At 58.7% G+C, this 13,546-nt stretch carries 12 protein-coding genes; 7 read left to right on the plus strand and 5 right to left on the minus strand.

The window, feature by feature from the left end:
• The first annotated feature begins 113 nt into the window (after positions 1–113).
• Both ACK83U_RS02230 and tnpA read left to right on the plus strand, forming a co-directional pair.
• Positions 114–1,469 (plus strand): EAL domain-containing protein, encoded by a 1,356-nt coding sequence (locus ACK83U_RS02230; RefSeq protein WP_112608135.1) that lies wholly within the window; start codon positions 114–116, stop codon positions 1,467–1,469.
• A 169-nt stretch (positions 1,470–1,638) separates the two neighbouring features.
• Positions 1,639–2,073: an IS200/IS605 family transposase gene (gene tnpA, locus ACK83U_RS02235; protein WP_412474850.1), complete on the plus strand. Its 435-nt coding sequence runs from the start codon at positions 1,639–1,641 to the stop codon at positions 2,071–2,073.
• Between the two features lie 93 nt (positions 2,074–2,166).
• Here tnpA and ACK83U_RS02240 read toward each other — a convergent pair whose 3' ends face one another.
• The 5 genes from ACK83U_RS02240 to ACK83U_RS02260 form a co-directional block, all read right to left on the minus strand.
• The gene (locus tag ACK83U_RS02240) at positions 2,167–2,787 is read right to left on the minus strand and encodes a PRC-barrel domain-containing protein (RefSeq protein WP_112611407.1); all 621 of its coding nucleotides are present in this window, start codon (positions 2,785–2,787) and stop codon (positions 2,167–2,169) included.
• A gap of 355 nt (positions 2,788–3,142) precedes the next feature.
• The gene (locus ACK83U_RS02245) at positions 3,143–4,030 is read right to left on the minus strand and encodes an SMP-30/gluconolactonase/LRE family protein (RefSeq protein ID WP_112335417.1); all 888 of its coding nucleotides are present in this window, start codon (positions 4,028–4,030) and stop codon (positions 3,143–3,145) included.
• Positions 4,031–4,033: 3 nt separating this feature from the next.
• A complete protein-coding gene (locus tag ACK83U_RS02250) occupies positions 4,034–4,669 on the minus strand; it encodes a 2-dehydro-3-deoxy-6-phosphogalactonate aldolase (protein WP_112611409.1) in 636 nt (211 codons plus the stop codon).
• Positions 4,669–5,601: a 2-dehydro-3-deoxygalactonokinase gene (locus ACK83U_RS02255; RefSeq protein ID WP_112611411.1), complete on the minus strand. Its 933-nt coding sequence runs from the start codon at positions 5,599–5,601 to the stop codon at positions 4,669–4,671. The genes ACK83U_RS02250 and ACK83U_RS02255 overlap by 1 nt, the downstream gene beginning before the upstream one ends.
• A 37-nt stretch (positions 5,602–5,638) precedes the next feature.
• Complete coding sequence (locus ACK83U_RS02260; RefSeq protein WP_112611413.1) at positions 5,639–6,409, minus strand: SDR family oxidoreductase; 771 nt, start codon at positions 6,407–6,409, stop codon at positions 5,639–5,641.
• A gap of 127 nt (positions 6,410–6,536) precedes the next feature.
• On the opposite strand from ACK83U_RS02260, the gene ACK83U_RS02265 reads away from it, so the two are divergent.
• From ACK83U_RS02265 to ACK83U_RS02285, 5 genes are all read left to right on the plus strand, one after another.
• Positions 6,537–7,346, plus strand: a complete 810-nt coding sequence (locus ACK83U_RS02265) for an IclR family transcriptional regulator (protein WP_112611415.1) — start codon at positions 6,537–6,539, stop codon at positions 7,344–7,346.
• A gap of 324 nt (positions 7,347–7,670) precedes the next feature.
• A complete protein-coding gene (locus ACK83U_RS02270) occupies positions 7,671–8,411 on the plus strand; it encodes a helix-turn-helix transcriptional regulator (RefSeq protein ID WP_412474775.1) in 741 nt (246 codons plus the stop codon).
• A gap of 635 nt (positions 8,412–9,046) precedes the next feature.
• Positions 9,047–10,207, plus strand: a complete 1,161-nt coding sequence (gene apbC / locus ACK83U_RS02275) for an iron-sulfur cluster carrier protein ApbC (protein WP_112611417.1) — start codon at positions 9,047–9,049, stop codon at positions 10,205–10,207.
• Between the two features lie 412 nt (positions 10,208–10,619).
• Entirely contained in the window at positions 10,620–11,597 is a 978-nt protein-coding gene (locus ACK83U_RS02280; protein ID WP_112335424.1) for a magnesium transporter CorA family protein, read from the plus strand.
• Positions 11,598–11,650: 53 nt separating this feature from the next.
• Positions 11,651–13,516: a potassium transporter Kup gene (locus ACK83U_RS02285; RefSeq protein WP_412474776.1), complete on the plus strand. Its 1,866-nt coding sequence runs from the start codon at positions 11,651–11,653 to the stop codon at positions 13,514–13,516.
• Positions 13,517–13,546: the final 30 nt, after the last annotated feature.

The raw sequence follows: 13,546 nt of genomic DNA on the forward strand, positions 1-13,546 counted from the left end.
TCACCACCGACGGCAACTTATCGCCGGTGCCGAATGACCGTCTTCTTGGCATCCTTTATTAAGACTTCCCCGGCATGCTTTTCCCCCGGGTGGAGAAAAGGTCGGAACCAAATATGAAGTCGACTGAGATGCTGCCGGGGCCAGCCAGTCAAGATCCGCAAGCAATTGCCTATACCGATCCGCTCACGGGGCTCGGCAATCGATATCGCATGCGTGAACGCGCGCGCGCGCTTTCGCTGGAACGTGCCGACGATCCGGCACCCTTTACGATCGGAATCGTCAATCTCGATGCCTTCAAGCCGATCAACGACCTGTTCGGCGTTGAAGCGGGTGATGAGATCCTCTGTCAGGTTGCCCATCGCCTCAAGGCCTGCATACCCGATGGCGCGCTGGTGACACGTCATGACGGCGATGAGTTTGCCTTCGTGCTGCCGCTTGTTTTCGAACGGGTCGGTGCCGAGAAATTCGGACAGATGATCCGCGAAGTGCTGTCGGCGCCCTATGATCTCGGCGATCGCAATGTCCGCCTTTCCGCCTCCTTCGGCTTCGCCATCCATCCTTTCGCCGGAGAGGAGTTCGACGATCTCCTGAAAAATGCGGATACGGCGCTCTATCGCTCCAAGCGTCGCGGCCGCGGCCAGATCACCGTCTATTCCCGGGAGATTGCACAGGAAATGAGGCGGGCGACGCAGCTCGAGCAGGCGCTGCGCAATGCCATCATTTCCGATTCCATCGACGTGCACTTCCAGCCGATCGTTTCGCTTGCCAATAACATGGTTCTCGGTTTCGAGGCCCTGGCGCGCTGGAACGATCCGGATCTCGGCTTCGTCTCCCCCGCTGTCTTCGTGCCGCTTGCCGAAGAGAGAGGCTTCATCGACGCGCTGTCTGAAACCCTGCTGCGAAAAGCAGCGGAGGCAGCACTCTCGTGGCCGCGCGAATTGTTCCTCTCCTTCAATCTCTCCTCGGCACAGCTGATGGACCCCGGCACGAGCAGCAGCATTCTCGCGATCCTGACGCGCGCCGGCCTGGATCCGCATCGTCTCGAACTCGAAATCACCGAAACCGCGGTCATGAGCTCAGCCGAGACGGCCCATCGCATTATCACCGACTTGCGCGCGGTCGGCGTGCGCATCTCTTTGGATGATTTCGGCACCGGGCAATCCAGCCTTGGACGCTTGCGCGAATTCATCTTCGACAAGGTGAAAATTGACCGGGCGTTCGTCTCGCGCATGAATTCGGATAGGGCTTCCGAACATATCATCAAGGCTGTTCTTGCCATGTGCGAAGGACTTGATCTGCGTGTTGTCGCTGAGGGTATCGAGGACCATGCCGAAGCGGCGAAGCTGAAGGCGCTGGGCTGCGCCATGGGGCAGGGCTATTATTTCGGAAAGCCGGTCGACGGCGCTGCGACGCTTCGTTACCTGCAGACCCATTACTTCGATCTCAGCCACGAACGCGAAATCGCTTGAGTTTGAAAAAGGTCAAAGAAAGCGGCGATCCGTAAGGGTCGCCGCTTCTGTATTATATCCCTAAATAAACCTCCACCTACGGTGGAGGACTGGACGAGTTCTACACGGTAGTTGAGAGACCTTCTGCTTGGATCGCTGGCGTGGCCCAGACTTCGAACAAGGAGGTTATATGGATGAACAAACGCTCTCGCATGCGACGTGGGACTGCAAGTATCACATTGTTTTTGGCAGCAAATACCGAACGAAAAGACTTTACGGGGACGTGCGGCGTGAGTTGGGGGAGCTCTTACGTCGGCTGGCACAGCAGAAAGGCTGCCAGATTGAGGAGGGTCATTTGATGCCCGACCACGTGCATATGTTGATATCGATCCCGCCGAAATATTCGGTTGCGCATATTGTCGGCTTCTTGAAGGGCAAGACGGCCCTTTACGTTGCCAACAAATATGCGCGCAAGCGCCGCTACAAAGGGTATCACTTTTGGGCGCGCGGGTATTTCGTCTCGACGACGGGCTACAACGAGCAGGTCGTCAGACAATATATCCGTAATCAGGAAAAGGCCGACAAAGCTTCCGACTTTGCCGACCTCTTCAATCGTAGCTACTAGGCGCTAACAATACCGCTTCTAGCGGTTCAAGCGCAGCGTTTCAAACCTCCACCTCTGGTGGAGGTCATGACTTTCGCCAGACTTCGTCGATATTTACTTGTTGGTGGTCGACGAAGTCGTCGTGTTATCGGTTGCCGGCATTGTCGACGTTCCGGAGGATTGAGCAGCCTTTTCGGAAGCCTGCATCGAGAGGGTCTTGAACTCCGGTGCAGCCTTCAGGGAATCGGCCGTTTCAGTCGTCGTCAGCTTCACCGTCCCGTCCTGAGGGTTCTGGGTGGCGCTGATCTTATCGAAAGGAACGGCGACGTTTTTCTGGCCTAAGCCAAGGAAGCCGCCGACACCGACGATGGCGGCAACGACGCCGCCCTGCTTCTGCAGGATCAGGTCGTTGATGCTGCCGATGCTTTCATTCTGACCGTTATAGACCGACTGGCCCATATAGGTCTTGGCGCTGATCTGATCCGCGGATTGTGTGGTCAGATAGCCAGCTTGGCCGCCCGTTGCGGGGGCAGGAGCCTGAGCACTTTTCTGTGCTGCCGAGCTAGCAGGCTTGGTGACGTCAGGCGTTGCCGGTGCGCTTTGCGTCACTGGCGCGTTATTGCCTGCGCCGCCGTTCGATGGCTGTTGCGCCTGGGCAAAAGCCATGGGTGAAAGCACGGACGCCGTAGCAAAGATGGCGCCTGCGGCAACGGAAGTGAAGAGTTTCCCAGTCATCGTGAACCTACCTTTCATTCTGATGGGCATGCTTCGTCATACGCGCATGCTTACCAGCGCGAGTGGAACTTTTGTGATGCCGGCCGTTATCGGACCGGTCCTAGAAGCAATGGCTCAGGGAGGTTTTGGTTCCGTCAAAAGTTGCAGAAAATTGCGTCGTGCAGCTCGGAAACAAAAGGAATATGTTGGGGAATCAATAGCTACCGCGGCAAAAGACAACCGGAAAGATTACCAGATCGCAGAGAACGATCGAGTTTAGATTTCAATTTGTTTCGAGGCCGAACGTATCTTGCGCCCTGCATGACCCGGCAAAATAATACCGCCCTCAGCCTGATCGGCTAAAGGCGGCTTTCAATCAAAGCTTGTATGGGGGGTCGAAAACGCCCTTCACCGTCAGACCAAGCTCCAGAAGAGCACCGGCCTGCGGCTGCATCGAGCGGGCCTCCTCATCCAGCCCTTCCCAGGCGGTCGTCACGGCCAGCCGGTCCGCATTCTTGCCGATGAAGGCGGGGCAGGATGGCTGCATGGCGGGCACGCGATAGCGCTCGATGCGCAGGCCATCCGGGCTGTATTTGTCGACGAAGCCGGAGCCCCAGCGCGCGTTCCAGATATAGCCGTCAGCGTCGCAGACCGAGCCGTCGAGGCCGCCTGGATCTTCCATGCTGTCGACCATGACGATCGGCTCGCCCGCCGGAAGCCCCGTCTCGGGATCCACGAGCACGCGCATGAGCTGGCTGACGCGGGTATCGGTGAAATATCCGATCGTGCCATCGGGCGAGAAGCAGATGGAATTCGGAATGCTGATCTGGTCGAAAATCTTGGTCACCTTGCCGCCGGCGACATGATAGATCGCGCCCGCCTGCATCTCGGCGCGCTTTCCCATGGTGCCGATCCAGAGCGATCCGGAAATATGCGTGCGTCCGTCATTGGAGCGGTTTTCGGGCTTGTCGGCTTCAATGGCCGCATAGAAGCTCAATTCGCCAGTTGCGATATCGCGCAGGAAGAGACCCTGTTCGGTCGCGATCATCTGCCGTTCCGCATCGACGCGTGCCAGCACGCTCGCCATCATCGGCAGCTCGTGAACCTGCTTCTTGCCGGTCGGCAGGTGCAATTCGTGCAATTCCTTGCCGAGGATGTTGAACCACCAGACTGTATCCGTATCAGGGTCGTAGGTTGGGCCTTCCCCGAGGACGGAGGAGGTGTTGCAGAGAATATTCCCCTGAAAATCATGAATATCGGTCATAGATCAGGCTCCTACGGCTGCATCATAGGCATAAATGGTGACCTTGGCACGTTCGGCAACCTCTGCAGCCGTCATTCCCGGCTTGTAGAGGCTGGTGCCGAGGCCGAAGGCGAGCACGCCGGCCTTGGTGTAATCGGCGAAATTCTTGTCCGAAACGCCGCCGACCGCCGCAATGACGAGTTCCGGCGGCAGCACTGCGCGAATGGCCGTGATGCCGGAGGCGCCGAGCACGCCGGCGGGGAAGAATTTAAGCCCGGTGGCACCGGCGCGCGCGGCCGAAAGCGCTTCCGTGGCGGTGAAGACGCCGGGCATCGTCACCATGCCTTTGTCGCGGGCGCGGCTGATGACCGCAGGCTCCACATTCGGTGTCACCAGGAGCTTGCCGCCGGCGCCATCAAGCTTGTCGACATCTTCGACCGTCAGCACCGTGCCGGCGCCGATCAGGCAATCGGCCGGCGCCATCTTGGCAGCGATTTCGATGGAGCGGAACGGCTCCGGCGAATTCAGCGGGATTTCAATTGCCGTGAAGCCTGTTTCGATCAACGTGCCGACAATGTCAGCCGTTTCCTCGGGCTTGATGCCGCGAAGAATGGCAATGAGCGGGCGCTTCATGGGCGGAAAGGGGGTGCGAGTTGTCATCAGCTTTTACTTTCTTTCTTGAACCAGATCGCTTCGGCCGCAGCGGAAAGTCCGCGGCGGACGGCGGCATCGGCGTCGATCGTCTTAAAGGGGAGGGAGAGGGCGCGGAACGCGTCTTCGTAGAGCGCCTGGAGGCGGCCGGAGGCAACGAGCGTGATGGCCGCATTCTGCCCCGCAGAGGCGCGCGCGCCGGCGATTTCCGCGCCGATCAGTGTGCCCGATATGAGCGCCTGCGCGCCGGCTGCCGTCAGCCCGTTGAGAAGCTGGCCGGAGCGAGCGGTAAACAGTAGATTGGTGAGGAGCGCCGGCTTATCCAGGGCGGTCTTGAGGGCGGTCTCGAATGTCTTTGTGTCGGCCGGCATGTCTGCAGCACCGGCAACTGCATGCGACAGGATGCTGTGCTTGGTAATGACGTCGAAAAGCTCGCCCGTCATGAAGGTGGAAAAGCCTGTCACCTGACCATCCAGCACGCGCACCCATTTCGAATGGGTTCCCGGCATGCAGACGAGTTGTTCGCCCGTGGCATCGGCCGCAATCGTTCCGAGCAGCTGCGTTTCCTCGCCGCGCATGACGTCCGGTACCTGTTGGCTGCGTTGCGCCAGGCCAGGCAGGATACGGATATCGCGGGATTGTCCGGGCACGGAAACAGCGGCGGTGAGGATTGCGGCAAGGGAGGTTGGCGTGTCGATGTAGCCGGCTTCCACCCAGCCCTGGCGCGCGCCGGCCATGCCGCAGACGATGACGGGAATGGCGTCCGGCGCCGATACGGCGTCGAGATGTGCCTGCAGGACCTTGTCAAAGCCGGTTTGCGCGGCCGTGGTCATGCCTTCGCCGCTACGGCGCTCCGCGAGAATGCTGCCGTCTTCGCCGATCAGCCACAGCCGGAAACTGCTGGTGCCCCAGTCCACGGCGACATGTGCCGGTTTCGTCATGAGAAATGCTCCAAGTCTTGCGTCAGAAATCTTGAGATTAGAAAATACCGCCATCGACAGTAATGGCTTGTCCGGTCATGGCGCCGGAGCAGTCCGAAGCCAGGAAGAGGACTGGACCGACCAGATCCTCGGGGCTCAGCACGCGTTTCAGGCATTGCCGGTCCATCATCTTCGCCATGCCGTCCTCCGTCAGCCAGAGGTCGAGCTGGCGCTGTGTGACGATCATTCCAGGCAGAACGGCGTTAACGCGGATATTCTCCGGCCCGAAGCGTCCGGCAAAGCTCTTGGTCAGCCCGATGATGCCGGACTTCGCGGTCGCGTAGGATGATAGAAGCGGCGGGTTCATCTTGAAGACGATCGAGGAGAAGTTGATGATCGCGCCGCCGCCGGCTGCGCGCATGCCCGGTGCCGCCGCCTGTGAGACGAAGAAGACTTGCTTCAGATTGATCGCCTGATTGTTGTCCCAATATTCTTCGGTCGTGGTGTCGATGTCGTGCCGGTCGTCCCAACCCGCGTTGTTGACGAGGACCCGGATCGCCCCGAGGTCGGCCTCGACGGCCGCAACTGTGCTTTTGATTGCGCCGACATCGCGCAGGTCGGCATGGTAGAAGGCAACAGGATGGGCAAATTGACCTGAAAGCTTGGCCGCCAGCGCCTTGCTGGGTTCCTCGGCTATATCAATGAAGGCGACTTTCGCCCCCTGACGGGCAAAAGCCTCCACAAGGCTTGCGCCGATGCCGGAGCCTCCGCCGGTGACGAGAACCGTGCGATCTTTCAGATCGGGAAATTGCGCCTGAATATCGGCCAAGATGTCTCCTCCCAAGATCAATGAAAAGTTCCATTATTCGGAACGTGATTTGACTATATGGAATTATCGGACTACCCTTGGACAGTGTCAAGGACAGTGCGGTTTTGCCAGAGATAAATGAATGAGTATGGGTCTGGGTTCAGAGGCGGGAAAAAATAAAAGGCATCGCGATCGGGAAACGGGGACGCTCGGAAAGCTTGTCTCCCTGCTCGATTTCGTCGCGTTGGCTGATGGCCCCATGCGCTTTACCGACATTCTCTCGCTTTCCGAGCAGCCGCGCGGCTCGCTGCATCGGCAATTGTCGCATCTTGTCGAGGAGGGGCTTCTTGAGGTTGACCGCGACGGGCGCTATCGGATCGGATTGCGGCTCCTGACCCTTGCTTCACGCAGTTGGGCGCGCAACGAGTTTCGGGCGATTGCCGAGCCGCATCTTCACCGTTTGCAGGAGGTGACGGGTGAAACCGTGCATCTCGGCGTCCTGCGGGGCGCTGAGGTGATCTATCTCGACAAGGTGGAGGGTCAGCAATCCGTGCGGATGTATTCGCAGGTCGGCAATGCTTCTCCCGCCTATTGTACCGGTGTCGGCAAGGCGGCACTCTCTGTGCTCGACGATGCCGAGCTTACAGAGAGAATCTCAGGTCTCGAATATCGCCCCTACACAGAGCATACCCTTCGCTCCTCCTCGGAGCTGCTCTCCGATATCTCGCAAATTCGGGCGCGCGGCTACGCCTTCGATCTTGAGGAACACGAAAACGGTATCTGCTGCGTCGCTGCGCCGATCCGGTCCGATGATGGTCATATGCTTGCCGGAGTCTCGGTGACCGGCCCGGCCTATCGCGTTACGCAGCAGAGGCTGCAGGCATGGGCGCCACGGGTGGTCGTTGCCGCTGATTCGATCATGATGGACATGCGCAACCGCATGGGCCCCAAACGCTGATCCCAGCAGAACTGGCGCAACGACTGCGGGAACTCCGGGGGATTTAATGCTGCCGGCGCGGGATCTTAGCGCAATTGCTCGTTTATCTTGAATTTTACTGTTGAGATATGGCAAAGAACTGCCATTATCTTCAGGTGATTGCTGAAACCGCAGAGGATTTAGCGAGGTGACGAGGGGGAGATAATAGTAACGGGCGTCGACGCAATCACGATTTTGGAAAACTTATATTGTGCCGAGCTGCCGATAGTGGCGCCGGGACGTTAATCGTAAAGGGCAGCGAGCGGAAGCTTCGTATTTTTGCCCTCTTTTACATAAAGAAGACTGATGATGGCGGCATTGGTACAAGCAGGAATGTCCCCTCGCGACGAGGATCTGATCGAGGAAATCACCAGGCTTAAAACGCAGTTCGATGTGTTCCGTTTCATGAAGGGATTGACGGAGGCCTACCAGTGCCGCGCCTTCATGGTCCTTAATCTTCCGCCGATCACATCCTCCGACCTGCAAAGCTGCTCGGTAATCAACAACTGGCCGGCCGAGCTGCTGTCGATCTACGATCAGGAAAGCCTGCTGTCGACCAGTCCCGTGTTGCTGCGCCTGCGCGCCTCCACGCTGCCTTTTCTTTATGACGTGGTGGCAAATCCCAATCGCGAAGAAAACAAATCGCAGCTTGTCGTGGCTTTGTTTGAGCGTTTCCGCATGACGCGTTTCGCTTATTTCCCGACCCATGATGCCTCGGGTCTTCGCGGCGCTGTTTCTTTGGCTGGCGATCGCGAACACTTTTCGCCGCAGGAGATCAAGGATCTCTTTTATATTGCGGTTCACGTTTTCGACCGGCTTGCCGAAATTCGTAACCTGGATGTTCGCGTCGTCGACACCCTTACCGACCGTGAGATCGATTGCCTGAATTGGACGGCAGCTGGAAAGACCAGCGCCGAAATCGCCGAAATCCTCTCCCTGTCGGAGCATACGGTCAATCACTACCTCAATCGCGCAACCAAGAAGCTCGACACTGTCAACCGCACGCAGGCCGTCGCCAAGGCCCTGCGTGTCGGATTGATAAAATAGTGAGGCCTCCCATTGCGGCGACGCCATGATACGGCGGTGATGGGAATTTGCGCAGCATGTGAATAATTTTTGTGCGCTGCAAATAAAATATGATGAAGTCTGCAGCGACCATCTGCTCTCCTGTTCCAGGTGCGATTCAAATAACGTGCTGAAGACTCATCGCTTTCCGGATTTTTGGAAACTGGCACGCTTCCTGCTTCTTAGGAAACAGAGGTCCAGAGGGGACTTTGATAACAGCGCCGATGAAAACGTGCGCGGATCAAGCGACCGCCGCCGACACCTTCGCCATAGCTTCTCCCGGCGAAGGATCGGCGGCGGTTGTTACTTATTTGGCACGCTGATTAGGTTCCGACGCAGTTTCGAGACGATTTTCGTGCCGTTGCCCTATATATTTCAAATGAATGATCTATGTCGGCCCGCGACCATGTCTTCCCGAATTGGGAGAACGTTGCGGCTGGTAAGGGTTTTTCTTTATAGACCCGGCGGACCTGCCGGCCGCAACGAAGACGTTTTTATCAACGGCGTCCCGAATTTCGTTTGGCGAAGCCACGCCTCTCCACTATCTAAGCCGGAATGATTTCGGAAAGCGCCCGCGTATCCCGCGCTGCCGAAAAAGATTCTGCAGTGAGGATGAAATGGCAGACATCACCAAGGAACAGGTGCTGGAAACGTTGAAGACGGTTCGCGGCCCGGACCTGGAGCACAATATCGTCGAGCTCGGCATGGTTTCCGATGTGTTCATTTCCGACGGCAAGGTCTATTTTTCCATCACCGTTCCCGCCGAGCGTGCCAAGGAGTTGGAGCCGCTGCGGCTTGCGGCCGAGCGTGTCATCAAGGATATGCCCGGCGTCAAGGGCGCCCTGGTCGCGCTGACGGCCGACAAGAAGGCTGGTGCTCCGGCGCCCCGGCCCGCGCCTGCGCAAGCTGCCCCGCAAGGCCATTCCCATTCGCATCCTCATCAGCACGCGCCGCAACAGCCGCCCCGCGCCGCCAAGATCGGTGTTCCGGGCGTCAAAGCCATCATCGCGGTCGCCTCGGGCAAGGGCGGCGTCGGCAAATCGACGACGGCGGTCAATCTGGCGCTGGGGCTGCTTGCCAACGGCTTGAAGGTCGGCATTCTGGATGCCGATATCTACGGCCCTTCGATGCCGCGCCTCCTGAAGATTTCCGGACGCCCCACCCAGATCGATGGGCGCATCATCAATCCCATGGAGAATTACGGCCTCAAGGTCATGTCGATGGGTTTCCTCGTCGAGGAGGAAACCGCCATGATCTGGCGCGGGCCGATGGTGCAATCCGCTCTGCTGCAGATGCTGCGCGAGGTCGCCTGGGGCGAGCTCGACGTGCTTGTTGTCGATATGCCGCCCGGCACCGGCGACGTGCAGCTCACCATGGCGCAGCAGGTGCCGCTTGCCGGTGCCGTCATCGTCTCCACGCCGCAGGATCTGGCGCTGATCGATGCGCGCAAGGGCTTGAACATGTTCCGCAAGGTCGAGGTTCCGGTCCTCGGCATCGTGGAGAATATGAGCTACTTCATCGCCCCCGATACCGGCGCGCGCTATGATATCTTCGGCCATGGCGGCGCTCGCAAGGAGGCGGAGCGCATCGGCGTGCCTTTCCTGGGCGAAGTGCCGCTGACCATGGGCATTCGCGAGACCTCGGATGCGGGAACGCCGCTTGTCGCCGCCGAGCCGAACGGGGTCGTTGCAAATATTTATCGCGAAATCGCGGCCAAGGTCTGGAAGCAAGTCGCGGATAGTCCACAGCGCGCGGCACCGGCGATCGTATTTGAATAATTCACCAGGACGGATCTGCTTTCCCTGTGGCGGCGGATTGTCTTGGCGGCATCCTGTGCTATGACTTCGCAGGATTGGCCAAACTGCGGCGAAGCATGCGATGAAGAGGTTGGACTTGATTCTTTGCGAGCTTTGCTGCATATGCGCCGCCTGCGTGGAACTGGTCGGTCGTTTCCGATGACCAATCTCCGCCAAATGGTGGTTTTATTTCGGCCGCGCAGGCGTCTTCGCCCGGACGGACGAGGGATTGGTACAGCAGCGCAATGGAACATGAACACGGATTCCCGGCCGGACGGGCGGGATATGACCGGGGTTTTATGAGCTTTTTTTGTCGGACATTGGTGAGATCGCAGAGGATGCGGGCAAGGTGTCCTGACGCCGCCTTCATCCGTGCCGCCGCAGGAGCGCGCAGTTGATAACTGCCTATTGCTCAGGTTCGAAGCCGCTCGAGCTTCCCGATCTTTCGGCCATCGATCGGTTGCCCGACGACGCCGTGTGGATAGATATGGTCGATCCGTCGCGCGAAGAGGAAGCCAATATCGAGCGGCTGCTTGGGCTCGAAGTGCCGACGCGTGAGGACATGAAGGATATAGAGCCCTCAAGCCGGCTCTATATCGAGGACGGCTCGGTCTTTTTGACGGCCTCGCTCCTGTGCAAGGCTGATACCAGCCTACCGATGTTGACCGATGTCGCCTTTATCCTGGCGGGACCTCGGTTGATCACCATCCGCTATGCTCAGCCGAAGTCCTTCGCGCTTTTCATCGCGGCGCTTCAGCGTATCCCGCAGGATCGGCGCACAGGCGTGGCGCTCCTGGCGAAGCTGCTCGAAACGATCGTCGACCGGACCGCCGAGGTCCTTGAACAGACGGTTGCCGGTGTCGATATATTGTCGGTGCATGTATTTGGCGATCGCGTGAAGAAGGTCCGCCGGCCGGGGAACTATCTCGAAGAAAAGCTCAAGGACATAGCGCGCTATCACCGTACGCTCAGCAAGATACGTGACAGTCTGAGTTCGCTGTCGCGCCTGCTGACCTTCCTTCAAGCTATCCCCGCCATGCAGCAGGACCACGAAGCAAGGGATCTCTGCCGCAATGTTTCGAGGGATGTTCAATCTCTTTCCGAGCATGCGTCCTTCGTCGCGGGCAATATCACCTTCCTGCTCGACGCATCGCTGGGGCTGATCAACATTGAGCAGAACGCCATCATCAAGATCTTCTCGATCGCTTCCGTGGTGTTCCTGCCGCCGACGCTTGTCGCCTCCGTCTATGGCATGAATTTCGAACATATGCCCGAATTGCATTTTGCCTTCGGCTACCCTGCATCGCTGTTGTTGATGGTGGTTTCCGCCATCGTTCCGTTTTTCTTTTTTCGCTGGAAAGGCTGGCTCTGAGAGTCTAGTGATCCTGAATGTCTAACGAAACCCATCATTCTCCCGACGGGAAAATGGACGCTCGCAAGCTCGCCTACCTCGCCCTCGGTTCGGTCGGCGTTGTTTATGGCGATATCGGTACGAGCCCGCTCTATGCCTTTCGCGAAGCATTGAAGCCGGTGGCCGCCGACGGCCTGACGCGCGGCGAAGTCATCAGCGTCGTCTCGCTGATGTTCTGGACGCTGACGATCATCGTCACGATCAAATATGTCCTTTTTCTGCTCCGCGCGGACAATGACGGCGAAGGCGGCACGCTCTCGCTCCTGGCGCTGTTGATGAAGACGGCGAACGGCCACACCGCCATCCTGATGTTGCTGGGATTGCTGGGTGCCGCGCTTTTCCTCGGCGACGCGATGATTACGCCGGCGCTTTCGGTCCTTTCGGCGGTCGAAGGTCTGAAGCTCGTGACCCCGCAATTGTCGGATTATATCGTGCCGATATCGGTGGCCATTCTGGCATTGCTTTTTGCGATCCAGTCGCATGGTACTGGTGCCGTCGCCCGTTTCTTCGGCCCGATCACCGCGCTGTGGTTCATCGTCATGGGTCTTGTCGGCATCATGCACATTTCTGATGATTACAGCATTCTGGCAGCGCTCAATCCCTGGTACGCGGTGACCTTTCTGATGCGCGAGGGCTTCCTCGGCGTCGTCGTTCTCGGTGCCGTGTTCCTGACGGTGACGGGCGCGGAAGCACTCTATGCCGACCTCGGCCATTTCGGCCGCCGCCCGATCCAGTGGGCCTGGTTCGTGCTGGTGTTTCCGTCGCTGACCCTGAACTACTTCGGTCAGGGCGCGCTAGTACTGCGTGACCCCATGGCTATGTCGGATCCGTTCTTCCTGATGTATCCGCACTGGGCGATCCTGCCGGTGGTCATTCTTGCCACGATGGCGACGATCATCGCCAGCCAGGCCGTCATCACGGGTGCTTTCTCGTTGACCCGCCAGGCGATTCACCTCGGCTTCCTGCCGCGCATGGAAATCCTCTTCACCTCCGAGACCAATACCGGGCAGATCTTCCTGCCGTCGGTCAACACGGTCCTGTTCTTCGGCGTCATCTTCCTGGTGCTGGCCTTCAAGACCTCGGATGCACTGGCGACGGCCTATGGTATCTCAGTGACCGGCGCGATGGTCGTTACCTCGATCATGGCCTTTGAATTCGTCCGTGTCCGCTGGAACTGGACGCTGCCGATGGCGGTTGCCGTGCTCACGCCGCTCTTGCTGCTGGAATTCGTCTTCCTCGGCGCCAACCTCTTGAAGATCCACGATGGCGGCTACGTGCCGGTGATGATCGCGACGGCCTTTACCGTCATCATGTGGACCTGGCGCCGCGGCACCGCGATCCTTATGGAAAAGACACGCCATACCGATATCCCGCTCTCATCCTTCGTCAGCTCGATCGAGCGCAAGAGCGATCACTCGCCGGCGCATGTGCCGGGTACGGCGATCTTCCTGACGAGCGATCCGGAATCGGCTCCCGCCGCGCTGCTGCATAATCTGAAGCATAATCACGTCCTCCACGACAAGAACGTCATCCTGACGATCCGCACCATCAACAAGCCGCGCGTCGCCCAGGAGGATCGTTATACCGTCGAGAAGGTTTCGGACCGTTTCTCGCGCGTCGAGTTGCGCTTCGGCTTTATGGAATCACAGAATGTCTCGCAGGCGCTCGCGACCTTGCGCAAGACCGGCTTGAAGTTCGACATCATGTCGACCTCCTTCTATCTCGGCCGACGCAAGCTGGTGCCGGATGCGAAATCGGGCATGCCGCACTGGCAGGACCGGCTCTATATCGCCCTCGCCAACGCCGCGACCGATCCCTCGGACTACTTCCGCCTGCCGGCCAACCGCGTGGTGGAACTGGGCTCGCACGTCATCATCTGACGCGGATATTCTTGCAATTGGTTCAGAAGA

This window comes from Rhizobium sp. WW22 (genome assembly GCF_047041135.1).
In the GTDB taxonomy this organism is placed as follows: domain Bacteria; phylum Pseudomonadota; class Alphaproteobacteria; order Rhizobiales; family Rhizobiaceae; genus Rhizobium.